The organism is Roseicella sp. DB1501 (genome assembly GCF_013112485.1).
Classification (GTDB): domain Bacteria; phylum Pseudomonadota; class Alphaproteobacteria; order Acetobacterales; family Acetobacteraceae; genus Paracraurococcus.
The window spans coordinates 81,013-104,169 of record NZ_JABFHG010000012.1; the positions used below are offsets into that span (position 1 = coordinate 81,013).

Annotated in this window: 22 protein-coding genes; 12 read left to right on the plus strand and 10 right to left on the minus strand. The window is 73.6% G+C overall.

Annotated elements, in window-relative coordinates; genetic code table 11:
* Positions 1-139: 139 nt before the first annotated feature.
* The 6 genes from HJG45_RS21425 to HJG45_RS21450 are packed head-to-tail and all read right to left on the minus strand — an operon-like array spanning position 140 to position 8,640.
* The gene (locus tag HJG45_RS21425) at positions 140-559 is read right to left on the minus strand and encodes a hypothetical protein (RefSeq protein ID WP_171614892.1); all 420 of its coding nucleotides are present in this window, start codon (positions 557-559) and stop codon (positions 140-142) included.
* A 3-nt stretch (positions 560-562) separates the two neighbouring features.
* Positions 563-2,677, minus strand: coding sequence for a hypothetical protein (locus HJG45_RS21430; protein ID WP_171614894.1), 2,115 nt, complete (start codon positions 2,675-2,677; stop codon positions 563-565).
* A complete protein-coding gene (locus HJG45_RS21435; protein ID WP_171614896.1) occupies positions 2,674-3,846 on the minus strand; it encodes a low temperature requirement protein A in 1,173 nt (390 codons plus the stop codon). The genes HJG45_RS21430 and HJG45_RS21435 overlap by 4 nt, the downstream gene beginning before the upstream one ends.
* Positions 3,847-3,848: 2 nt before the next feature.
* Entirely contained in the window at positions 3,849-6,659 is a 2,811-nt protein-coding gene (locus tag HJG45_RS21440; RefSeq protein WP_171614898.1) for a DUF4159 domain-containing protein, read from the minus strand.
* Positions 6,660-6,704: 45 nt separating this feature from the next.
* Complete coding sequence (locus HJG45_RS21445; RefSeq protein WP_171614900.1) at positions 6,705-7,616, minus strand: DUF58 domain-containing protein; 912 nt, start codon at positions 7,614-7,616, stop codon at positions 6,705-6,707.
* The gene (locus HJG45_RS21450; protein WP_171614902.1) at positions 7,609-8,640 is read right to left on the minus strand and encodes a MoxR family ATPase; all 1,032 of its coding nucleotides are present in this window, start codon (positions 8,638-8,640) and stop codon (positions 7,609-7,611) included. Before HJG45_RS21450 ends, HJG45_RS21445 begins: the two co-directional genes overlap by 8 nt.
* Positions 8,641-8,890: 250 nt before the next feature.
* Here HJG45_RS21450 and HJG45_RS21455 point away from each other — a divergent pair, with 250 nt between their 5' ends.
* The 6 genes from HJG45_RS21455 to HJG45_RS21480 all read left to right on the plus strand — a co-directional run bounded on the left by HJG45_RS21455 (position 8,891) and on the right by HJG45_RS21480 (position 13,969).
* Positions 8,891-9,481 (plus strand): DUF1285 domain-containing protein, encoded by a 591-nt coding sequence (locus HJG45_RS21455; protein WP_171614904.1) that lies wholly within the window; start codon positions 8,891-8,893, stop codon positions 9,479-9,481.
* 37 nt (positions 9,482-9,518) lie between these two features.
* Positions 9,519-10,136 carry a CoA pyrophosphatase gene (locus HJG45_RS21460; RefSeq protein WP_368040651.1) on the plus strand — a complete coding sequence of 206 codons (618 nt, stop codon included), beginning with the start codon at positions 9,519-9,521 and terminating at the stop codon, positions 10,134-10,136.
* Between the two features lie 99 nt (positions 10,137-10,235).
* Positions 10,236-10,487, plus strand: a complete 252-nt coding sequence (locus tag HJG45_RS21465) for a hypothetical protein (RefSeq protein ID WP_171614908.1) — start codon at positions 10,236-10,238, stop codon at positions 10,485-10,487.
* 10 nt (positions 10,488-10,497) lie between these two features.
* Positions 10,498-11,727 carry a CCA tRNA nucleotidyltransferase gene (locus HJG45_RS21470; protein ID WP_171614910.1) on the plus strand — a complete coding sequence of 410 codons (1,230 nt, stop codon included), beginning with the start codon at positions 10,498-10,500 and terminating at the stop codon, positions 11,725-11,727.
* Positions 11,728-11,739: 12 nt separating this feature from the next.
* Positions 11,740-13,518: an ABC transporter ATP-binding protein gene (locus HJG45_RS21475; protein WP_171614912.1), complete on the plus strand. Its 1,779-nt coding sequence runs from the start codon at positions 11,740-11,742 to the stop codon at positions 13,516-13,518.
* Positions 13,519-13,654: 136 nt separating this feature from the next.
* Positions 13,655-13,969: a multidrug efflux SMR transporter gene (locus tag HJG45_RS21480; RefSeq protein ID WP_171614914.1), complete on the plus strand. Its 315-nt coding sequence runs from the start codon at positions 13,655-13,657 to the stop codon at positions 13,967-13,969.
* Here the strand turns inward: HJG45_RS21480 and HJG45_RS21485 are convergent.
* Positions 13,953-14,117, minus strand: a complete 165-nt coding sequence (locus HJG45_RS21485; protein WP_171614916.1) for a hypothetical protein — start codon at positions 14,115-14,117, stop codon at positions 13,953-13,955. The genes HJG45_RS21480 and HJG45_RS21485 overlap by 17 nt on opposite strands.
* A gap of 147 nt (positions 14,118-14,264) precedes the next feature.
* On the opposite strand from HJG45_RS21485, the gene sdhC reads away from it, so the two are divergent.
* The 4 genes from sdhC to HJG45_RS21505 all read left to right on the plus strand — a co-directional run bounded on the left by sdhC (position 14,265) and on the right by HJG45_RS21505 (position 17,922).
* Positions 14,265-14,714: a succinate dehydrogenase, cytochrome b556 subunit gene (sdhC, locus tag HJG45_RS21490; RefSeq protein WP_171614918.1), complete on the plus strand. Its 450-nt coding sequence runs from the start codon at positions 14,265-14,267 to the stop codon at positions 14,712-14,714.
* Between the two features lie 12 nt (positions 14,715-14,726).
* Positions 14,727-15,125, plus strand: a complete 399-nt coding sequence (gene sdhD, locus HJG45_RS21495) for a succinate dehydrogenase, hydrophobic membrane anchor protein (RefSeq protein WP_171614920.1) — start codon at positions 14,727-14,729, stop codon at positions 15,123-15,125.
* Between the two features lie 101 nt (positions 15,126-15,226).
* Positions 15,227-17,038 carry a succinate dehydrogenase flavoprotein subunit gene (gene sdhA, locus HJG45_RS21500; RefSeq protein WP_171615070.1) on the plus strand — a complete coding sequence of 604 codons (1,812 nt, stop codon included), beginning with the start codon at positions 15,227-15,229 and terminating at the stop codon, positions 17,036-17,038.
* 101 nt (positions 17,039-17,139) lie between these two features.
* Complete coding sequence (locus HJG45_RS21505; protein WP_171614922.1) at positions 17,140-17,922, plus strand: succinate dehydrogenase iron-sulfur subunit; 783 nt, start codon at positions 17,140-17,142, stop codon at positions 17,920-17,922.
* Positions 17,923-18,107: 185 nt separating this feature from the next.
* Here the strand turns inward: HJG45_RS21505 and HJG45_RS21510 are convergent, their stop codons facing one another.
* Complete coding sequence (locus HJG45_RS21510; RefSeq protein WP_171614924.1) at positions 18,108-18,680, minus strand: peptidoglycan-binding protein; 573 nt, start codon at positions 18,678-18,680, stop codon at positions 18,108-18,110.
* 112 nt (positions 18,681-18,792) lie between these two features.
* On the opposite strand from HJG45_RS21510, the gene HJG45_RS21515 reads away from it, so the two are divergent.
* The gene (locus HJG45_RS21515) at positions 18,793-20,751 is read left to right on the plus strand and encodes a tyramine oxidase (RefSeq protein WP_171614926.1); all 1,959 of its coding nucleotides are present in this window, start codon (positions 18,793-18,795) and stop codon (positions 20,749-20,751) included.
* Between the two features lie 15 nt (positions 20,752-20,766).
* Here the strand turns inward: HJG45_RS21515 and HJG45_RS21520 are convergent, their stop codons facing one another.
* On the minus strand, positions 20,767-21,519 hold the full coding sequence (locus tag HJG45_RS21520) for a sulfite exporter TauE/SafE family protein (RefSeq protein ID WP_171614928.1): 753 nt from the start codon (positions 21,517-21,519) through the stop codon (positions 20,767-20,769).
* A 30-nt stretch (positions 21,520-21,549) separates the two neighbouring features.
* Positions 21,550-22,029 (minus strand): CYTH domain-containing protein, encoded by a 480-nt coding sequence (locus HJG45_RS21525; RefSeq protein WP_171614930.1) that lies wholly within the window; start codon positions 22,027-22,029, stop codon positions 21,550-21,552.
* Between the two features lie 218 nt (positions 22,030-22,247).
* On the opposite strand from HJG45_RS21525, the gene HJG45_RS21530 reads away from it, so the two are divergent.
* Positions 22,248-23,123, plus strand: a complete 876-nt coding sequence (locus HJG45_RS21530; protein ID WP_171614932.1) for an NAD(P)-dependent oxidoreductase — start codon at positions 22,248-22,250, stop codon at positions 23,121-23,123.
* Positions 23,124-23,157: the final 34 nt, after the last annotated feature.

Sequence of the window (23,157 nt, forward strand, 5' to 3'; positions counted from 1 at the left end):
TAAATTTAAAGCATCGCGCATAGCCTATTCGTTATCACAATCATTTGGTGTGCTTCCATGTCGGAATGCACGCGCCGACCCCGATACGAAACGGCCCAAGCCGGGGGATGCTCTCTCCACGCGATCCCGCCAATCCGCCCTAACGGCAGCCATTGCCCCGGAAGGTGAAGGCCGTCACCCGGCCCTGCCGCACCGCGAAGGTCACCGAGCAGTTCCGCACGATGACCAGCGGCGGCGTGTAGATCGGTGCGCCGAAGCGGCGATAGCCGAACCCGCCCCAATAGGGATCGCCCGGATAGACGGTGCTGGTCCGCTCGTCATATTGCAGGAAGCGCTCGCCGCCCGTCTCGAAGGTGCCGTTCGGCACGCCGAGGGCCTGGACCAGTTCGGCCTCCGTCTTGCCGATGAAGGGCTGCAGCCGGACCTCGATCGGCGGCTCCGTGGCGCAGGCACCGAGCAGCAGCGGCAGCAGCAGCGCCGGCAGGATGGCCCGCCGCAGCAGGCCTGCCAGCCTGCGCTGGTATCGTCCCAGCCTTCCTGTGGGCACTCCCTTGGGCATTGTCTATCGTCCCTCCCGTCGCCAGGCGAGCACGGCGACGCCCAGTACCAAAGGTAAAGCGAGCCACGGCGGCAACAAGGATGTGGCGGCGATGCCGGTCACGGTGTGATCGCCGTTGCGACGCAACCCGATCCAGCCGCCGCCCGGGCCGCTGCCCTGGCCGCCTCCTTGGGCATCGCGGCCGGGGCTGACCCGGCGCAGCTCCGGCAGCACCGGCACCGCGCCGGCGCCGAGCCAGCGGGCGCCGCCCCCGGTCGCGGCGAGGACCGGGGCAAGGGGGCCGGGGTCGGCTCGCAGATCGGCGACCTCAGGCGGGTTCGCGGCGGCGGCGGCGGCGAAGGCGTTGCGCTTGCCGTCCGAGACCTGCCAGACACCGGGCTGGTCGGCCGGCAGCTCCGCCGTGGCCCGCCCGCCAGGGCCCGGCTGCAGCGTGGCCGGACGCGTGCTGCCATCGGGCGCCGTGACGGTGAGGCCGGGCGGCGGCCCGGGCTCGACGCTGCGGCGCTGCACCTGCAGCCGCCCGGCCTCGATCCGCGCCGTCAGCTCCTCCTCCTCCAGCTCCGGCTCTCGCATCAGCCAGTGCGCGGCGCGCCGCAGCAGCTCGGCCTGTGGTCCGCCGCCGTCATGGCCGCGCGACCAGAGCCAGATATGGTCCGAGAGCAGCAGCGCGACGCGCCCCTCGCCGACGCGGTCGAGCACCAGCAGCGGCGCCCCGCCGGCCGCCTCCATCACCGCCGTGCCGCTGCGCTGCTCGGCCCGCATGCTGCGGTACCAGCGGCCCCAACGCGCCTCGTGCGACTCGTCCGGGTTGGCGCCGGTCAGCCCCTCCGTCACCGGATGGCGGGCGCCGAGCGCGGTCACCATCGGCCGGAAGGCGCCCTCGGTGGCGCCCGGGCCGGCCTCGCCGGTCGGCCGCGCGGGCAGGATGCTGCCGAGCGGCGTCGCAGCGAGGCTGGCCGGGCCGGCGAATTCCGGCCCGACCGAGAGCAGCAGCGCGCCGCCGCCGCGGACGTAATCGGCGATGTTGCGCAGATAGGCCGGCGGCAGGATGCCGCGATTGGCGAAGCGGTCGAAGACGATCAGGTCGAAGTCGCGCAGCTTCACCTGGAACAGCTCGCGTACCGGGAAGGCGATCAGCGCCAGCTCGTTCAGCGGCGTCAGGTCGTCCTTCTCGGGTGGCCGGAGGATGGTGAAATGCACCAGGTCGACGCCGGGATCGGCCTTCAGCAGGCGCCGCCAGGTGCGCTCGCCAGCATGCGGCTCGCCCGAGACGAGCAGCACCCGCAGCCGGTCGCGCACCCCGGTGACGGTGATGACGGCGCGGTTGTTGATCTCGCTGACCTCGCCCGGCCGCGCCTCGGCCGCCAGCTCGACGACGGTCGGGCCGCCGCGCTCGATCGGGATCTCGATGCGGTGCTCGCGCCCGACCGGTACGCTCTCGACCCGCGGCGGCGCGCCGTCGCGCCGGATCGAGAGCCGCGCCGCGCCGGCGGCCTCCGGCAGGCCGAGATCCTCGACCGCCACCCGCAGCTCGACGCTGCGGCCGACGATGCCGTAGCCCGGCGCCTCGATGACGCGCAGCCGCCGATCGATCTCGCCGGGCCGGCCGGGCAGCAGGGCGTGGAAGGGCGCCTCGATCGGTGAGGTCGCGGGCACGTCATGCACCTGGCCGTCGGTCAGCGCGATCACCCCGGCGAGGCGGGCGCGCGGAATCTCGGCCAGCGCCTGCTCCATGGCGGTGAACAGGCGCGTGCCCTGGTTGCCGCCCTCCGGCACCTCGACGGTGCGGAATTCGAGATCGGGCAGGCGCCCCAGCCGGGCCTCGAGCAGTCGCCGCGCCGCCTCGATCTGCGCCGCGCGGTCGCCGATGCGGGCGCTGTCGCTGTGATCGACGAGGAGGAGAGCGATGTCCGGCCGCGTCTCCCGCGTCTCCTCGACCAGCCGGGGATTGGCGAGCGCCAGCAGGAGCAAGGCGAAGACCAGGAGCCGCAGCGGCGCGCCGCGCGCCCGGCGCCAGAAGGCCGGGGCCAGCGCCAGCAGCGCGACCAGGGCGAGGGCGAGGAGCAGCCAGGGCGGCAGGATGGGGGCGAAGTCGATGCCGGCGAAGGCCTGGGTCATGCGGCGTGTCCCCGCAGCGAGACGTGCTCCCAGGCCGCGACGAGGATCAGCGCGGCATTGGCGAGGCCGGCGAGGGCCAGCACCGGCATCTCATGCGCGAGGGTCGCCAGCACCGCGAGCAGCGCCAGCCCGACCAGGTGCGAGAGCGGCAGCTGGCCGAGGCTGATGCGCTTGAACAGGGCGAGGCCGAGCAGGTAGAGCGCGGGCCCGCCGATGATGCAGTGGATCGCCGCCGGCGCGGCGATCCCGCCCGGATGCTGCAACACCATCTCATCCCCGGCGGCCGCCACCACGATCCCGGCGACGACGGGAAGGTGGAGATAGGTGTAGCCGAGCCGGGCCATGCGGCCGGGATCGGCGGAGCGGGTGATGTGATGCGCGCCGCGCTCCTGCCCGAGGTGGAAATACAGCCACCACATGGCGACCGAGCCGAGGAAGGCGATGACGAAGGCGGTGCCGTGCGGCCCGTCCCAGGCCAGCCCGGCGAAGCTCTCGCCGGTGACGAGCAGCGTCTCGCCGAGGGCGATGAGGATGAAGCCGGCGCAGCGCTCGGCCATGTGGCCGCCCTCGACCCGCCAGTCGGCGGTGGTGGAGCGGCCGAGGCCGGGAGTCCAGAAATAGGCGAAGGGCGAGGCATATTCGATGCCGAGGGCGAGCACCCAGAGCAGCAGCCGCGCCTCGCCCTCCGCCAGCCCGCCCGCCACCCAGAAGGGCGCGGCGAGGGCGAGCCAGGCGAGGACCCGCAGGAAGTTCCGCCGCAAGGCCGGCTCCGCCGGGCCGATCGCCCAGACGGTGAAGGCGCCGCGCCCCACCTGCATGAAGGCATAGGCGGCCGCGAAGGCGAGGCCGCGCTCGGCGAAGGCCTCCGGCAGCGCCATGGAGAGCACCAGCCCGGCCAGCATCAGGAGGAAGAGCATCAGCCGCACCGGCGTGCGGTCGGCATCGAGGAAGTTCGTGACCCAGGCGGTGTAGATCCACACCCACCACACCGCGAGGAAGAGCAGGCCGGTGCGCAGCGCGCCCGCCAGGTCGAGATGGTGCAGCAGCGCGTGCGAGACCTGGGTGATGGTGAAGGCGAAGACCAGGTCGAAGAACAACTCGACATTGGCGACGCGCGCCTCGGCATGCGGCAGGCGCTCGCGCAGCAGGCCGCGGGGCGATAGCGGCATCCTTAATTCCCCAACCGCTCAAGGATGGCCGGCACGTGCACCTGGTCGCCCTTGTAGTTGCCCGTGAGCGCGTACATCACGAGGTTGACGCCGAAGCGGTAGGCGAGCGTCCGCTGCCGCGCCCCGCCCGGGATCACCGCGAAGGGGTTGTTGCCGCGGCCGTCAATGGCCCAGGCAGCGGCCCAGTCATGGCCGCCGATGATGACCGGGGAGACGCTGTCATTCGCCCGGTCCTGGTCGCGCGCCACCCAGACCTGGCCGCCGGCGAAGCGGCCCGGCAGCTCGGGCAGCAGGTAGAAGGCGCGCTTCAGCACATGGTCGTCGGCGAGGGGGGCGAGCGGCGGGACGGCCAGGTCGCGGGTGACGCGCCGCAGCGCCGCGCCGGCCCCGGCCGCGAAGCCCTCGCCCGAGCCCTCATCGCGCGTGTCGAACAGGATGATGCCGCCATGCCGCATGAAGTCGTTCAGCGCGGCGACCGCGGCGGGGTCGGGCTGCGGCGCGTCCGGCAGGATCACCCAGTAGAGCAGCGGGTAGAAGGAGAGGTCGTCCTGGCCGGGGGTGACCGCCGTCGGCTCGGCCAGCGCCGCCGCGGTGCGCCGGTTGACGAAATCCGACAGGCCGACGAGGCCCATGCGCTGCGTGTCGTCCACTGTGGCATCGCCGGTGACGACATAGGCGAGGCGGGTGGCGAGCGCCGGGTCGGCCGCCCAGTCCGGATCGGAAAGCGGCTGCGCCCGGAGCGGCGCCGCGGCCAGCAGCAGGAGCAGGAGACCGCCGCGCAGCACCGCCGCGCGCGGCGGGCCGGAGCCGCCCCCGGTGGGAGGGGCCGCTTGGCGATGCGCCCCCGGCCGGCCGAGCAGCCCGCGCAGGACGAGGCCGATCAGCAGATCCGCCGCCAGCAGCAGCAGGGCGAGCGCGAGCAGCCAGGGGCCGAGATCGCGCTCGGCCGGGATGCCGCCGATGGCGAGGAAGCGGGTGCCGGGCGGCGCCATCGGCGCGGCGCGCGGCGCCGGCAGGCCGCTGCCGAGGTTGAGGGCGCGCCGGTAGGTGGCATCGGCGCCCGCCTCGGCCGCGGGCCGGCCGGGGGTGCCGTACCAGCCCGGCGGGTTGCGCGGCGAGGGGATGGCGGTGTCGATCGCCGCGGCCGGCAGGGCGGCGGCGGCCGGCGGCGCCGGGCCCAGCCGGCCGAAGCCGTCCAGCGTCTCGAGCGGCGCCAGCGGCGCATCGCCCTCCGCCCCCTGGACGCCGGAGGAGAGGGCGACGATTCGCCGCAGCATCTGCACGAAGAGGCCCGACAGCGGCAGGTTCGACCATTCGGCATTGGCGGTGACGTGGAACAGCACGATGCGCCCCTGGCCGCGCGCCTCGGCGGTGACCAGCGGCGTGCCGTCCGAGAGCCGCGCCCAGCTGCGGCCCGAGAGGGTGGGGGAGGGCTCGGCGAGCACCTGCCGCTCCACCGACACCTCGCCGGGGATGGGCAGGCCGGCGAAGGGCGAGGTCTCCGGGAACGGCGCGAGGCGCTGCGGCTGCTCCCAGGACAGCGCGCCGCCCAACTGCCGCTCGGCCCGCAACGGCACCGGCAGCAGCGGGTCCTGCCGCTCGGCGAGATGCGGGCCGGCGAAGCGGATCAGCGTGCCGCCGCGCTCCACCCAGCGGGTGAGCGCGGCGCGGTCGGGCCCCTCGCCGATCGGCCGGTCGGCCAGGACCAGCACCGAGATCGGCCGCGCCAGCAACTGCTCGATCGAGCCGCGGCGCAGCTCGACGAAGGGCGCCAGCGCGCGGTCCAGATAGTAGAGGTCGCCGATCAGCGGCGCGTCGGCGCCCTCCTCCGCCGCCGGCAGCAGGCCGACCGGGCGGCGGCGGAAGCGCTCGTCGAGCAGCACGACGCCGCCGGCGCCGGACTCGCCCTCGAGATCGAGGCGGACCACCTGGTTGCGCAGCTCGAGCGGCAATTCCAGCACGCCTTCGCCCTCCGCCGCCCCGGCCGCGATCGGCAGCCGCGCCTCGGCCAGGGCGCGGCCATCGCCGGTGCGGGCCAGCACCACCGCCTCCGAGGCCGCCGGCTGCGGCACCTGCCGGACCTTGAGGCGCAGCCGGTCCGCCTCGGCGACGGGCGGCGGCAGCAGGCGGGTGGGATGCGCCTCGTCGCGGGCGAGGGTGAGCTCGCCCGCCGCGGCGAGCGCCGCCTGCAGCGGGCCGGCCCCCTCGGCCGGGTCCTCGGTGCCGTCGCTGACGAGCAGCGTGGCGAGCGGCCCGGGATGGCTCGCCCGCCAGGCCTGGAAGGCGGCGAGGGCGGCGGCGCGGTCGGGCGCCCAGGGCTTCGGCCGCAGCGCCGCCAGCCGCGCGCGCAGATCCTCGGCCGGCATCGGGCCGAGGAGGCGCGGCGCCTCGCCGGTCTCGGCCGGGGCGGTGGCGAGCAGGGCGGCGTTGCGCCCGGCCCGGGCGGCGCCGTCGAGGGCGCTGCCGGCGGCGGCCATGCGCGCGGGCCAGCCGGCCGCGGCGGCCCAGCCGTCATCCACCACGAGCAGCAGCAGCCCCTCGCCGGCGGCCCCAGGGCCGGGGCCCAGCACCGGCCGGGCGAGGCCGATGATCACCAGTGCCGCGGCGACCAGGCGCAGCAGCAGCAGCCACCATGGCGTGCGCGCGGGGGTCTCCTGCGCCAGCGGCAGGTCGCGCAGCAGCCGCAGCCCCGGAAAGCCGATGCGGCGCGGCGCGGGCGGGGTGACGCGCAGCAGCCACCAGAGGATCGGCAGCGCCGGCAGGGCCAGCAGCAGCCAGGGCGCCGCGAAGGCGAGGGGGCCGAGGCTCAGCATGGCGGGCCGGGCCGCCGCGGCAGGGGGTGGCGCATGGGGTCGACCCTATTCCGGCCCGAGGGCCTGCCACAGCGCCAGCAGCGCGGTCTGCGGCGGCTGGTCGACATGGTGTGTCATGAAGCCCCAGCCCGCGGCGGCGGCGATGGAGGCGATGCCCTCGCGGTGATGGCGCAGGCGTTCGACATAGATCGGGCGGGCCTCCTCGACCCGGGGCACGAGGATGCTCTGGCCGCCCGCACCCCATTCGAACAGGACGCGGCCGGCATAGGCCCGGTTGCCCTCGCCGAGCGTTTCCTCCTCCGGATCCAGCACCTGCAGGATATGGCCGCGCACCGGCCAGGCGGCGAGGGCGGCGACGGTGGCGTGGATCTCCGGCAGCGGCGCCATGAAATCGCCGATCAGCACCGCCCGCGCATGCCGTGGCAGGCTGGGATCGGGCACCGGCAGGGACTGCGACTTGGTGACCAGGCCCATGGTCTCGACCAGGGAGGCGAGGCCGGCCCGCCCGGCATGGCTGCGGCTGCCGCCACGGGCGCCGCCGAACAGCCGCACCCGCTCGCCGCCGCGCAGCACCAGCGCCGCCAGCGCCGCGCTGAGCAGGTCCGCCCGCTCCCGCTTGGTCGGCCGGCTCGGCGAGAAGCGCCATTCCATCGAGCGCGAGGCGTCCGACCACAGCGCGACGGTCTGCGCCGCCTCCCATTCCGTCTCGCGGATGAAGAGCCGGTCGCTCTTGGCGCTCTGCCGCCAGTCGATGCGCGCGGCGGCGTCGCCGGTCAGGAAGGGGCGGAACTGCCAGAAGGCGTCGCCTTGGCCGGCCCGCCGCCGCCCGTGCACGCCCTGCAGCACGGTCGCGGCGATGCGGTCGGCGGCGACGACGAGGGGCGGCAGCCGCGCGCCCAGCGCCTCGGCCCGCAGCGCCGTCGGGCCGGGCGCGCCCGGCTTGCGCGGCTCAGCCAAGCTGCGCCTTCAGCGTCTCGATCACGTCGGCGACCGCAACTCCCTCGGCGCGGGCCGAGAAGTTGAGCGCCATGCGGTGCCGCAGCACCGGGGCGGCGAGGGCGAGGACATCCTCCACCGAGGGGGCCAGGCGGCCGTCGAGCACCGCCCGGGCGCGGGTCGCCAGCATCAGCGCCTGCGCCGCGCGCGGCCCCGGGCCCCAGGCGAGCTGCTTGCCGATGCCGGGCAGGGAGGAGGTCTCCGGCCGGGCGCCGCGCACAAGGCGGAGAATGGCGTCCAGCACGCCCTCGCCGACCGGGATGCGGCGGATCAGCGCCTGCGCCGAGATCAGCTCGGCCGCCGTCAGGGCCGGCATCGGCCGGGCATCCTGCGCGCCGGTGGTGGCGAGCAGCATGGCACGCTCCGCCGCCTCGTCCGGATAGGTGATCTCGACCTCGAGCAGGAAACGGTCGAGCTGCGCCTCGGGCAGCGGATAGGTGCCCTCCTGCTCGATCGGGTTCTGCGTGGCGAGAACGTGGAAGGGCCCGGGCAGCGGGTGGACCTGGCCGGCGACGGCGACCCGGTGCTCCTGCATCGATTGCAGCAGCGCCGACTGGGTGCGCGGGCTGGCGCGGTTGATCTCGTCGGCCATCAGCAGCTGGCAGAAGACCGGGCCGGGGAGGAAGCGGAAGGCGCGCCGGCCGCCCTCGCCCTCCTCCAGCACCTCCGAGCCGATGATGTCGGCCGGCATCAGGTCGGGCGTGAACTGCACCCGCCGCGCATCGAGGCCGAGCACGGTGCCGAGCGTCTCGACGAGCTTGGTCTTGCCGAGGCCGGGCACGCCGACGAGCAGCGCATGGCCGCCGGAGAGCAGGGTGATGAGCGTGTGCTCCACCACCTCCTCCTGCCCGAAGATCACCCGCCCGACCGCCTGCCGCACCCGGTGCAGCCGCTCGCCGAGCGCCTCGACCTCGGCGACCAGGGCGCCGGCCTCGCCCGCGCCGGGTTTCGCGCCGTCCGACTTGGAGCCCGCCACTTCAATCATCCCAGACCCGATCCCTATATTGGCCCCGAGCGTCCTTGCCGACGCCCGGAGAGGTGTTGCCGGCACGGTGCCGGTGCGGCGTCTCCCTGATATGGGCCCGGACATGTGGATGACGAAGCCTATGGCCAGGGACGGTTGGGACAAAGCGTTGAATGGGGAGGCAGTCGTGCAGAACCGGATGCGGCCCGTCCGCGACCCGTCCCGCCCCGTGGGCGGGGACCTGCCTTGCCCCTCGGGCGGGCAAGGCGTGATGGCGGGGCTGGAGGGGGGCCCAAAGGGGGGAGCGGAGGGCGCCGCGCCGCGCGGCGGGCCGCCGCGCACGAAGCGCGATGCCGGGCATTACGCGATCCGCATCGACCGGAACGGCACCTGGTACCATGAGGGCGGCGTGATCGGCCGCAAGGAGTTGGTCTGCCTCTTCGCCAGCGTGCTGAAGCGCGGCGAGGATGGCGGCTACTGGCTCGAGACGCCGGTCGAGCGCGGCCGCATCGATGTCGAGGACGCACCCTTCGTCGCCGTCGAGATGTGCTGGCGCGACTGCGACTGCGGCGACGGCAAGCCGCGGCAATGCCTCAGCTTCCGCACCAATCTCGACCAGATCGTGACGGCGGATGCCGAGCATCCGATCCGGGTGCATCTCGACCCGAAGACGCGGGAGCCGCGCCCCTATGTGACGATCCGGCCGGGGATCGAGGCGCGGATCAACCGCGCGGTCTTCTACGAGCTGGTCGCGCTCGGCCAGACCGAGACGGTGGATGGCCGCGAGGTCCTCGGCGTCTGGAGCGAGGGCGTCTTCTTCCCGATCGACGAGGTCGGCGCGCTCGACGTCGCGGCGGAATGAGACCGGCTGCCATGCGGGCCGCCGCGGCGGCCCTGGCGTGACGCCAACCGAGATCGCCGCCCGCCTGGCCGATCCCGCGGCGCTGGCGCTGGCCGAGCCGACGGGCTTCGACGATGCCGAGGACCGCGCCGTGCTGCCGGCGCGGCCGGCCGCCGTTCTCGTGCCCATCGTCATGCATGCCGAGCCGACGGTGCTGCTGACCCTGCGCGCGGCGCGGCTCTCCTCGCATGCCGGGCAGGTGAGCTTCCCCGGCGGCCGGATCGAGGCGGGCGAGACGCCCGAGGCGGCGGCGGTGCGCGAGGCGGCGGAGGAGGTGGGCCTCGACCCCCGCCTGCCGGAACTGCTGGGCCGCCTGCCGGAGCACCGCACCGGCACCGGCTTCCACATCATCCCGGTCGTCGGGCTGGTGCCGCCGCCGCTCAACCTCGTGCCCGATCCGGCCGAGGTGGAGGAGCCCTTCGAGCTGCCGCTCGCGGTGGTGCTCGACCCGGCGGCGCCGGAGCGGCGGATGGCGGAATGGAAGGGCCGCAGCCGAACCTTCTGGGTCTGGCCGCATGAGCGCCACTACATCTGGGGCGCGACCGCGGCGATCCTGGTGAACCTGGCGCGCGTGCTGCGCGGCGCGCCCGAGGCGGTGCCGGCGCGCGCCGGCTGAGATAGGGGGGGGCGCCAGGGGCGGGTGCGGGTTGGGCGCCGAAGGGCATGGCCGCCGCGTTACAGCGCCGTCTTCCAATCCCTGTCGCGCGGCGGCCCGATGCCCTATCTCGTCGACATCCTGCTGTTTATCCTCCCCTTCGCGGCCTATGCCCTCTGGCGCCGGCTCAATCCGGGCGTCGAGCCGGGGCCGCGGGTGGTGCTGGCCGGGCTGGCCGGGGTGCTGCTGATGTTCCTCTTCGCCCTCTGGTACGGGCTCTCCGTCTCGATGCCGCCGCATGAGCGCTACGTGCCGGCGCAGCTCGGCCCCGATGGCCGGGTGACGCACGCCCCCCTGGATGCGGCGCGGTGAGGGGAGGGCGATGAGTGGGGACCCGCCGGTGGCGCGGGTCGCGCCGCCGGGCCTGCTCGGCCGCGGCGCGCCGGCGGCGGTGCTGGCGGCGCTGCCCGGCGCCCGGGCGGTGGGCGGGGCGGTGCGGGACGCGCTGGCCGGCCGGCCGGTGCAGGATGTCGATGTCGCCGCGCCGCTGCCGCCCGAGGCGATCATCGCCCGGCTGCGCGCCGCCGGGCTGAAGGTGGCCGAGACCGGCCTCGCCCATGGCACGGTGACGGCGGTGCTGGACGGCGAGCCGGTCGAGGTCACCAGCCTGCGCCGCGACCTCGCCACCGATGGTCGGCATGCCGAGGTGGCATGGACCACCGACTGGCGGGAGGATGCGGCGCGGCGCGACTTCACCATCAACGCCATGTCGATGAGCGGCGCCGGCGAGGTCTGGGATTATTTCGGCGGCCGCGAGGACCTCGCCGCCGGGCGGCTGCGCTTCGTCGGCGACCCGGCGACGCGGCTGGCCGAGGACTATCTGCGGGCGCTGCGCTTCTTCCGCTTCCAGGCCCGCTACGGGCGGGGCGCGCCCGATCCGGCGGCGGTCGCGGCGATCCGGGCGGCGGTGCCGGGCCTGGCGCGGCTCTCGGCCGAGCGGGTCTGGATGGAGCTGAAGCGGCTGCTGGCGGCGCCCGACCCGCGCGCGGCGCTGGCGCTGATGGCGGCGACGGGGGTGCTCGGGGCGGTGCTGCCGGAGGCGGGGCGGCGCGATCGCCTCGATGCGCTCCTGTCCTCGCCGCTGCCGCAGACGCCGCTGGTGCGGCTGGCGGCCATCCTGGCGCCGGATGTCGATCTGCCGGCGCTGGCGCGGCGGCTGCGGCTGTCCGGCGAGGAAGCGGGGCGGTTGCAGGGCTATCTCGTGGGCGACGTCCTGACGCCGGAAGCCGATGCCATCGCCGTCAACCGGCTGCTCGCCGAGGCGGATGCGGAAGCCCTGCTCGTCCGCTCCTGGCTGCGGATGGAGCGCGCGGCCTCGGCCGGCCCCGCCGGCGGCTGGCAGGGCGTGGCGGGACGGCTGGCGGCTACCCCGCGGCCGGTCTTCCCCTTGCAGGGGCGGGACGCCCTCAGCCTCGGCCTGCCGCCGGGGCCGCGCATCGGCCGCCTGCTCGCCGAGGTCCGGGCCTGGTGGCTCGCCGGCGGCTGCACCGCCACGCATGGGGAATGCCTCGCCCGCCTGCGGGAATTGGCCGCCGGCCCGGCGATCCGATAAACCCGCGCCGCCATGGCCGTCCTCCCCGCCGATCCCTCCTCCCGGGCCCTGATCCGGCGCCTGCTGCGCGGCTACCTGGCGCGGCACCGCCGCGGCATCGCCCTCGCCGTGCTCTGCACCCTGGCGCTGGCGGGGCTCACCGCCCTCTATCCGGTCGTCATCCAGCAGGGCTTCGACCGCTTCAGCGCCAATGACCCGGACCTCGCCTGGCTGCTGCCGCTGGTCATCATCGGCGTAACCCTGGCCAAGGCGGCGGCGCAATACGGCCAGGCGGTCGCGGTGCAATCCGTCGTGCTGCGGGTGATCGAGGCGCTGCAGGGCGACCTGTTCCGGGCGCTGACCCGGGCCGACCTCGCCGCGGTGCTGCGCGACGCGCCGGCCCGGCATGCCAGCCGCTTCACCGTCGATGCGGCGGCGATCCGCGAGGCGCTGACCAAGTCGATCAACGGCGGCGCCGACATCCTCACGGTCATCGGCCTCGTCGCCTCCATGATCTGGCTCGACTGGCAGATGTCGCTGATTGCCGCGGCCATGTACCCGGTCGCGGTGCTGCCGATCCTGCGCCTCGGCAAGCGCATCCGCCGCGCCTCGGGCGGGGTGCAGGAGCGGATGGGCGAGACCGCGGCGCAGCTCACCGAGAGCTTCGCCGCCGCCCGCGTGGTGCGCGCCTACCGGCTGGAGGAGCAGGAGGAGGCGCGCGCCAACCGCACCTTCGCCCGGCTGCGCGAGAGCCTGCTCGGCATCGCCCGCACCCGCGCCAGCCTCGATCCGATGCTGGAGGCGCTGGGCGGCGTCGCGGTCGCCGCCGTGCTCGGCTTCGTCGGCTGGCGGGTCTCGACCGGGCAGGGCACGGTCGGCGAGTTCACCGGCTTCGTCGCGGCGCTGCTGATCGCCTCGCGCCCGATCCGCGCCCTCGGTTCGCTGAACGCCGCCTTGCAGGAGGGGCTGGCCGGCCTCGCCCGGGTCTTCGCCGTCATCGACGCGCCACGCGCGGTGGTGGAGGCGCCCGACGCCCGGCCGCTGCCGGCCGGCCATGGCCGGGTGGCGTTCGAGTCGGTCGGCTTCGCCTATGAGGGCACGCCGGACCGGGCGCTGTCCGGCCTCAGCTTCGCCGCCGCGCCGGGCGAGACGGTGGCGCTGGTCGGGCCCTCGGGCGCCGGCAAGTCGACGGCGCTGGCCCTCGTCCCGCGCCTCTACGACGTGACCGCGGGGCGGGTGCTGCTGGATGGGGCGGATGTGCGGTCGGTGACGCTCGCCTCGCTGCGCGACGCCATCGCCTATGTCGGGCAGGAGGCGGTGATCTTCGACGACACGGTCCTCGCCAACATCGCCTGCGGCCGGCCGGGGGCGAGCGAGGCGGAGGTGGAGGCGGCGGCGCGGGCGGCGGCGGCGCACGACTTCATCGCGGCGCTGCCGCAGGGCTACCGCACGCTGCTCGGCCCCGGCGGCGGCCGGCTCTCGGGCGGGCAGAAGCAGCGCGTCTCCCTCGCCCGGGCGCTGCTGCGCGACCCGCGGGTGCTGCTGCTGGACGAGGCGACGAGCGCGCTCGATGCCGAGAACGAGGCGCTGGTGCAGGCGGCGCTGGCGCGGCTGCGGCGGGGGCGGACCACGCTCGTCATCGCGCATCGCCTGGCGACGGTGCGCGAGGCGGACCGCATCGTGGTCATGCAGGAGGGGCGGGCGGTGGAGCAGGGCACGCATGCCGCGTTGATGGCGGCGGACGGGCTCTATGCCCGGCTGGTCCGCACCCAGGCCTTCGGCGGCGAGGTGGCGCCGGCCGCGGCCGGCTGAGGCTGGCACCACGGCCGCGTCCGGCGGCGCGGGCCGCAGGGCTGGGCGGCCCGAAACGCGCTGGTGCGCGGCCGGGGGCGGGGCTTCCTATCCGCGGCGTCCCGGTGGGGCGCCCATCAAAGCCGGGAGAGACTGTATGGCATGGATCTGGCTCGCCATCGCCGGCGGCTTCGAGGTCGTCTGGGCAGTGCTGCTGAAATACACCGAAGGCTTCAGCCGCCTGCTGCCGAGCGCCGCGACCCTCGCCGCCATGGGCGTCAGCTTCTACTGCATGTCGCGCGCGCTGCAGGTGCTGCCCATGGGCACCGTCTATGCCGTCTGGGTCGGCATCGGCGCCGTCGGCACGGCGGTCTGGGGCATGGCAGTGGAGGGGGACCCGGCCACCGCCGGACGGATCCTCTGCCTCGCCTTGGTCCTCGGCGGCGTCGCCGGCCTCAGGATGGCCAGTTGAGGCTCTCGTGCACCGCCTTCCAGATGGCGATCGCCGCCGCGATCGCGACCAGCAGCCGCTGCAGGAAATCCGCCCAGGGCCGCAGGCGTTGCAGCAGGGGCGGGCGTGGCCCGGGGCGCGGCCTGGGGGGTTGCTGGGGGCGGGGCATGATAATAGGATATCATTCCTAAATATGCCTCGTCGATCACGATCCGCGTGACCGGGCGCAATTGACGCTATGCCGCAGGGCACCATAGAAGGCGTGTCGCAGGAATGCCGCACCGCGCCTGGTTCAGCCGCAGGAGTGAATGTACCAATGTCCATCATGCAGGACTCGCGCGAGGCGACCATGTTCGGTCGCCGATCGGACGGCACGCCCATCCGTCGGCCCCTGTCGCCGCACCTGCAGGTGTACGACATGATGCAGCTGACCAGCGCGCTGTCGATCAGCGGCCGCATCACCGGGGTGATCTGGTCGGTCGGGCTGCTGGTGCTGGTCTGGTGGCTGGTCGCCACCGCCTCGGGGCCCGGTGCCTATGCCACGGTGACCTGGTTCCTCACCTCCTGGCTCGGCGTGCTCGGCCTCTTCGGCCTGACGGCCGCCGCCTGGTTCCACACGCTGAACGGCCTGCGGCACCTCGCCTGGGATGCCGGCTACGGCTATGACATTCCGACCACCTACAAATCCGGCCGGGCGGTGCTGATCGGGACGGCGGCGATGACCGTGCTGACCTGGTTGATCGCCATCATCGCCTGGGCCCGCTGAGGATCGCCGAAGATGGCCAAGGATTCCGCCGCCGACGCCACGATGCGCTCGCCGCTCGGCCGGGTGCGTGGCTTCGGCTCCGCCAAGGGCGGGACGCATCACTGGTTGATGCAGCGCCTCACCTCCGTCGCGTTGCTGCCGCTGGTGCTCTGGTTCGCCCTCTCGGCCGCCTCGCTCGCCGGCGCGCCCTATGAGGTGACGCGCGACTGGATCGCGCATCCCTTCAACGCGGTGCTGCTGCTGGCCGCGATCGCGCTCGCCTTCCACCACACCGCGGCAGGCATGCAGGTGATCATGGAGGACTATGCGAATCAGGAATGGGCCAAGGTGGCGGGAATTTACGGAGTCAGGGCCATCTGTTGGCTGCTGGCCATCGCCGCGGCGCTCGCGGTCCTTCGGATCGCGGTCTGAGACGCAGTGAGGATTGAGGGGCGGCGCGGCCAGGCCGCGGCCGCCTCGGGCTCCGGATCGCCCCGCCCGGCGCGGGATGGGGGCGGATAGGGACACGGATGATGAATGCGATCAGCATGCCCTCGCAGGGCGCCTACCGGATCGTCGACCACACCTATGACGTGGTGGTGGTGGGCGCCGGCGGCGCCGGGCTGCGCGCCACCTTCGGCATGGGCGCTGCCGGCCTGAAGACGGCCTGCATCACCAAGGTCTTCCCCACGCGCTCCCACACCGTGGCGGCCCAGGGCGGGGTCGGCGCCGCGCTCGGCAATATGGGCGAGGATGACTGGCGCTGGCACATGTACGACACCGTGAAGGGGTCGGACTGGCTCGGCGACCAGGATGCCATCGAGTATATGTGCCGCGAGGCGATCCCGGCGATCATCGAGCTCGAGCATTACGGCGTGCCCTTCTCCCGCACCGAGGATGGGCGCATCTACCAGCGGCCCTTCGGCGGCCACATGCAGCATTACGGCAAGACGCCGGCCATGCGCGCCTGCGCCGCGGCCGACCGCACCGGCCATGCCATCCTGCACACGCTCTACCAGCAGTCGCTGAAGCACAACTGCGAATTCTTCGTCGAATACTTCGCCCTCGACCTGATCATGGATGAGGAAGGCGCCTGCCGCGGCGTCATGGCCTGGAACCTCGAGGACGGCTCCATCCACCGCTTCCGCGCCCAGACCGTGGTGCTGGCGACGGGCGGCTACGGCCGGGCCTATTTCTCCTGCACCTCCGCCCACACCTGCACCGGCGATGGCGGCGGCATGGTGCTGCGCGCCGGCCTGCCGCTGCAGGACAACGAGTTCGTGCAGTTCCACCCGACCGGCATCTACGGCTCCGGCTGCCTGGTGACGGAGGGCGCTCGCGGCGAGGGCGGCTACCTGACGAATTCCGAGGGCGAGCGCTTCATGGAGCGCTACGCCCCGACGGCGAAGGACCTCGCCTCGCGCGACGTCGTCTCCCGTGCCATGTCGATCGAGATCCGCGAGGGGCGGGGCGTCGGGCCGCACAAGGACCACATCCACCTGCATCTCGAGCATCTCGGCGCCGAGATCCTGCATGAGCGGCTGCCCGGCATCTCCGAGACGGCGAAGATCTTCGCCGGCGTGGACGTCACCAAGGAGCCGATCCCGATGCTGCCGACCGTCCATTACAACATGGGCGGCATCCCGACGAACATCCATTGCGAGGTGCTGAACCCCACCGCCGAGGACCAGGACCGCGTGGTGCCCGGGCTGATGGCGGTGGGCGAGGCGGCCTGCGTCTCGGTGCACGGCGCCAACCGGCTCGGCACCAACTCGCTGCTCGACCTCGTCGTCTTCGGCCGCGCCGCGGCGCACCGGGCGGCCGACACGCTCAAGCCGGGCGCGGGCCAGCCGCCGCTGCCGCCCAAGGCCGGCGAGAAGGCGCTCGACCGGCTCGACCGCGTGCGCCACGCCAAGGGCGGCACGATGGTCGGCGAGCTGCGGCTGAACATGCAGCGGACCATGCAGACGCACGCGGCGGTGTTCCGCACCTCCGAGCTGCTGCGCGAGGGTGTGGACAAGATGAAGAAGGTCCATGCTGGCTACGACGACATCAAGATCGCCGACCGCAGCCTCATCTGGAACAGCGACCTGGTCGAGGCGCTCGAGCTCGACAACCTCATCGGCAACGCGATGACGACCATCGTCGGCGCCGATGCCCGCAAGGAAAGCCGGGGAGCGCATGCGCAGGAGGACTACCCCGACCGCGACGACCAGAACTGGATGAAGCACACGCTCGCCTGGGTCGACGAGAAGGGCAACGTGAAGCTCGACTATCGCGACGTGAAGATGCGGACCCTCACCAACGAGGTCCAGGTCTTCCCGCCGAAGGCGCGCGTCTATTAGCCAAGCGCAGGATGCGCCTCGCCCCATCCTTCATGTCGGGCCGGTCCCTGCCGGCGGGCGCTTCTGCCCCGCGGTGGCCTGCCCAGGGAACGACCTGATCCATGGCCACCTTCACGCTCCCGAAGAACAGCACGATCCAGCCGGGCAAGACCTTCAAGGCCGAGGCCGGCGCCAAGAACGTGAGGTCCTTCCGGATCTACCGCTTCGATCCCGATTCCGGGGAGAATCCGCGCACCGACACCTACGAGATCGATCTCGACAAGTGCGGCCCGATGGTCCTGGACGCGCTGATCAAGATCAAGAACGAGGTGGACAGCACGCTCACCTTCCGGCGGTCCTGCCGCGAGGGAATCTGCGGCTCCTGCTCGATGAACATCGACGGGCTGAACACCCTCGCCTGCCTCAAGCCGATCGAGGACGTAAAGGGCGACGTGAAGATCAGCCCGCTGCCACACATGCCGGTGGTGAAGGACCTGGTGCCGGACCTGTCGCAGCTCTACGCGCAGCTCCGCTCGGTCGAGCCCTGGCTGAAGTCCGACACCCCGCCGCCGCCGGATGGCGAGCGCCGGCAGTCGAAGGAGGAGCGAGCGAAGCTCGACGGGCTGTGGGAGTGCATCCTGTGCTTCTGCTGCTCCACCGCCTGCCCGTCCTACTGGTGGAACGGCGACCGCTATCTCGGCCCGGCCGTGCTGCTGCAGGCCTATCGCTGGATCGCCGACAGCCGCGACGAGGCGACCGGCCAGCGCCTCGATAATCTGCAAGACCCGTTCCGGCTCTACCGCTGCCACACCATCATGAACTGCACCCGGACCTGCCCCAAGGGGCTGAACCCGGCCGAGGCGATCGGCAAGATCAAGCAGATGATGGTCGAGCGGGAGAGCTGATCCAGCTTATGCCAGTGGCCTGCATGCGTGACCGCATGCGGGCCCCCCAAACGCCGGTCGCAGAACCTCTGGGTTTGCTTGGCGTCGCGCCGCCAGGTGCGCCTCGCGGCGCGACCGGCGGCGGCCTCGTTCGGGGCATCGGACCGGTCAAGCGACCGGTCCGTTGATAACCGGTTGCCCCGGCGCTACCGCGCCGGCGCAGCGAGGTTGTTCGGATCGAGACCGAGCTCGCGCGCCGTGGCCGGGTTCATCTGCCCGGTCGCCTGGAGGCCGCGCCCCTGCTGGAAGCGCTCGATGCCCGCCTGGGTGCTGGCGCCCCAGGCGCCGTCCACATCGCTGCGGTAGAAGTTCAGCGCCTTCAGCCTCTGCTGGATGTTGCGCACCGCGGCCGGGTTGAGCGGCTCGGTCGCCATCGCGGCCGGCGTGCCCGGCGCCGGGCCGGCACCGGGGCCGGCGGCCAGCAACTCGCTGGGGCTGAGGCCGAGCGTCGCCGCGGTGGCGGGGTTGAGCTGCGTCGAGGGCACCAGCGCATGCGCCGCCTGGAAGCGCTCCAGCGCCGCCTGGCTGTCGGGCCCCCAGATGCCGTCGGCGCGCCCGGTATAGGTGCCCGCCTGCTTCAGCTTCTCCTGCACCGCGGTGACCGCCGCAGGAGCGAGCGGTTGAATATAGACCAGCGCCGGCGCCTGCTGCGAAAGCGCGGGGGCGGCAAGGCCGCCCGCCACGAGCATCGGCACCACCCAGGATCCCAGGCGATCCATCACGTGTTCCTCCCGACCCGGCTTCGAGACCTTCCGCCCAAACACCGGAAAACCCCTCGCGGTTCGGTGCCGAACCGGCTGTGATACGGCATTGCAGCAATGGAGGGGGAGCATGCCGGGCTGGATGATGCGCTGGGGCTTCGGCGCGATCCTGATGCTAGGCGGCCTATTGGGCGGCGCCACGGCGGCGCATCCGCTGGATCCACTGGGCGCGGAGGAGATCACGGCCGCCACCGCCGCGCTCCGCCAAGCCGGCGCCGCGGATGACGCGACCCGCTTCGTCGCCGTCGAGCTGGTGGAGCCGGCGAAATCCGCCGTGCTCTCCGGCCAGCCGGCGCCGCGCCGGGCGCATGTCGTGCTGCGCCGCGGCGCCGCCATGGCCGAGGCCGAGATCGACCTCGCCACGGGCCGGGTGACGGGGCCGCGCCCGATCCCCGATGTGCAATCCGGCGTGCTGCTCGAGGAATGGGAGCTGGCCTCGAAGCTCACCCTGGCGGATCCCGCCTGGCAGGCGGCGATGCGCAAGCGCGGCTACACCGCCTTCGACACGCTGTTCTGTGCCCCGCTCACCGTCGGCTGGTTCGGCACTGCCGAGGAGCAGGGGCGGCGGCTGCTGCGCGTGCCCTGCTACGAGACGAAGGGCGCCCGCACCACCGTGCACGGGCGGCCGATCGAGGGGCTCTTCGCCATCGTCGATCTCGGCGCCGGGCAGGTGCTCCGCGTGGTCGATACCGGCGCGGTGCCGGTGCGGGAGGGGCCGGACCGGGCCGACGAGGCCGCCTTCCCCGATCTCCGCCCGCCCATGCGGCCGGTGCGGCAGGCGGCGCCGATGGGCGGCAATGCCGTCATCGCCGGGCAGGAGGTGAGCTGGGACAAGTGGCGCTTCCACGTCCGGCTCGACCGCCGCTTCGGCCCCATGATCTCGCTGGCGCGCTGGGCAGAGGAGGGGCGCGACCGCATGGTGCTCTATGCGGGCCATGCCTCGGAGATGTTCGTGCCCTACATGGACGCCTCCGAGGCCTGGTACTACCGCTCCTACATGGATATCGGCGAGTACGGCTTCGGCGCCCTCGCCTCGACGCTCGCCCCCGGCACCGACTGCCCGGCGCATGCGCAGTTCCTGGACGCGGTGCTGCCCGGCGACGACGGCAAGCCGATGACGCTGCCCGGCGTTCTCTGCATCTTCGAGCGCGACACCGGCAACCCGGCCTGGCGACATGCCGAGATCGTCGACCAGAGCTACGAGGGCCGGCCGGAGGTCGAGCTGGTGGTGCGCAGCATCCCGACCGTCGGTAATTACGACTACGTCATGGACTGGGTCTTCACCCAGCGCGGCGAAATCCGCATCGATGTCGGCGCGACGGGGATGGATGCGGTGAAGGGCGTCGCGGCGCGCAGCATGGCCGAGCCGGGGGCGGCGCAGGAGGTGACGACCGGCATGCTGGTGGCGCCCGGCGCGGTCGGCGTCTGGCACGACCACTACATCTCCTTCCGCCTCGATCTCGATGTGGACGGCCCGGCGAACAGCTTCCGGCGGGAGCGGCTGGTGCCGCGCGCGGCGGCCGCGGGCACGCCGCGCCGCAGCCTCTGGGCGCCCGAGGCGGTGCCGATGCCGGTCGAGGGCGCGGTCCTGCCCGAGCATGCGCCGGAGGTCTGGCGGGTGGTGAATCCCGGGCTGACGACGACGCTCGGCCATCATCCGGGCTACGAGGTGGTGCTCGGCCATGGCGCCACCTCGTTGCTCGATCCGGAGGATTTCCCGCAGCGGCGGGCCGCCTTCACCGCCGCGCCGCTCTGGGTGACCGGCTACGATCCGGCCGAGATCCACGCCGCCGGCCCCTGGCCGAACCAGGCGCGCGGCGGCGATGGCCTGCCGCGCTTCGCCGCGCGCGGGCGCCCGGTGGAGAATGCCGATCTGGTGGTCTGGGCGACGATGGGCTTCCACCACCTGACGCGGCCGGAGGACTGGCCGGTGCTACCGACCAAGTGGCACCGCATCGAGCTGAAGCCCTACGGCTTCTTCACCCGCAACCCGGCGATGACCCTGCGGCGGGAGGCGCGCCAGCCATGAGCAGGGCAACGGAGGTCAGCGCAGCAGCGCGTCCCAGACCGGCAGGCCGAGCAGCGCCGCGACGGCGATCATGGCGTGGCAGGTGAGGCGAAAGACCCGCTCGCTGGCGAGGCCGAAGCTCCAGGCGCCGAGGCCGATGCCGGCCGCATAGGCCGGCGCGCCGATGGCGAAGGGGCCAAGCAGCCGCGCATCCAGCAGCCCCGCCATCGCATAGGCGATGCCGATGAAGACCGCGCCGGCCGCGAGGAACAAGGCGAAATCCGCCCGCAGCTGCCGCGCGGGTCCCTCGCGCCCGAGCAGATAGGCGAGCACCGGCGGCCCGCTCACCATGGCGACGCCGCCGAGCACGCCACCGGCCAGCCCGAAGCCGAGCGTCACCGGCCGCGAGGGCACGCCGCGGAAGCGCCAGCCGGAGACCAGCAGCGCCAGCAGCCCGAGGATCACCAGCGCGACGCCCCAGCGCAGCGCCAGCGGATCGGCCAGGGCCAGCACCGCGGCGCCGAGCGGCGTGCCGAGCGCCGCGCCGAGGGCGAGCCAGCCGACCTCGCGGCGGTCGGCGATGCGCCAGGCGGCTGGCGTCAGCAGCGCGATCGCCAGCACCTCGAGCGCCAGCATCAGCGGCGCCGCCTGCCGCGTGCCGAGGCCGATGGAGGCCAGCGGCACGAAGATGAGCGCCGCGCCGAAGCCGGAGAAGCCGCGCGCCAGCCCGGCCGCGAGCGCCGCAACGAGCAGCCAGGCGAGGGCGGCGCCCTGCGGCAGGAGAGGCATGGACTCCATCTGCGTCGTACGGGGCGGGTGCTATGGCCGCGGCGGGAGGCCGGCGCGGACGAGGTTGCTGTTCAGGTAGCGCGGATCGCCGCTCACCTCGCGCCCCACCCAGTCGGGCAGCGCGACAGGCTGGTCGATGCGCGCAAGCTCGACCTCGGCGAGGACGAGCCCGGCGAGCGGTCCGGCGAATTCGTCCACCTCCCAGACCAGCCCGGCATGCGCCACGCGCGTGCGGGTCTTCTCCAGCACCGGCGGGACGCAGAGCGTCGCCAGCATCGCCGCCGCATCCTCGGCCGGGATCGGGTATTCGTACTCGGCGCGCGTGGTCAGTCCCGGCCCCTTGATCGTCAGCACCCCCGCTGCGCCGGCCAAGCGGATGCGCACCACCGGCGCATCGGCGCCGCCGCCATTCGGCAGGTAGCCCTGGCGGAAGGGCAGGCCGGGGCCGAGCGCGGCATGGCGCCAGCCCCCGCCGGCGACGAGGAATTTCCGCTCGACCTCGGTGGCCATGGCCAACTCCCTGCACGGTGCCCGCTGCACCGAACCCGCTGCACCGGGCCCGCTGCACCGGGCCCGCGGTGATGCATGCCGCGCCTCGCCGCCGGCGACAAGGCGCGATCCCCGGAGCCTCGCCGGGGATTCCTGGAGGAAGGGGCCGGATCGTCCAACCCTGTGGTTCACGGCGGATGCCGTCTGCGCAAGACTGCGGCGGGGTAGGGAGAACGGTCATGGACCAGGTGGTCGGCGTCATCGGCCTCGGCATCATGGGCGGCGCCATGGCGCGCAACCTGCGCGTCGATGGCTGGCGCGTCCTGGGCGTCGATCCCGATCCGGCCCGCTGCGCCGCCCTCGCCGAGGAGGGCGTGCGGATCCTGCCGGATGCCGGGGCGGCGGCGCGGGAGTCGCGGCTGCTGCTCTCCAGCCTGCCGACGCCCGCGGCCTTATGCGCGACCGTCGAGGCGATCGCCGTCGCCGGCGCGCCGCCCTGCATCCTCGTCGAGACCAGCACCTTCGCGCTGGAGGACAAGCAGGCGGCCGAGGCGGCGCTGCGCGCGGCCGGGCATGTGGCGCTCGATTGCCCGCTCTCGGGCACCGGGGCGCAGGCGGCGCGGCGCGACCTCGTCGTCTATGCCAGCGGCGACGGCGAGGCCGTCGCGCATTGCGCGCCGCTCTTCGCCGGCTTCGCCCGCGCGACGCACAATCTCGGCGCCTTCGGCAACGGCACGCGGATGAAGCTCGTCGCCAACCTGCTCGTCGCCATCCACAACGTCGCCTCGGCCGAGGCGATGGTGCTGGCGGAGAAGGCCGGGCTGGATCCGGAGCAGGTCTTCGAGCTGGTGCGGAGCGGCGCCGGCACCTCCCGCGTCTTCGAGCTGCGGGCGCCGATGATGGTGGCGCGCCGCTACGAGCCGCCGACCATGCGCAACGCGCTCTGGGCGAAGGACCTGGCGGTGATCGGCGCCTTCGCCGCCGCGCTCGACTGTCCGCTGCCGCTGTTCAGCGCCGTGCTGCCGCTGCATGCGGCGACGCTGGCCGAGGGGCACGGCGCCGAGGATACCGCCGCCGTGCATGCCGTGATCGCCCGGATGGCCGGGCTGCCCTGAGAGCCGCCTTCCGCGGCATTGCCGCGGAAGGTTG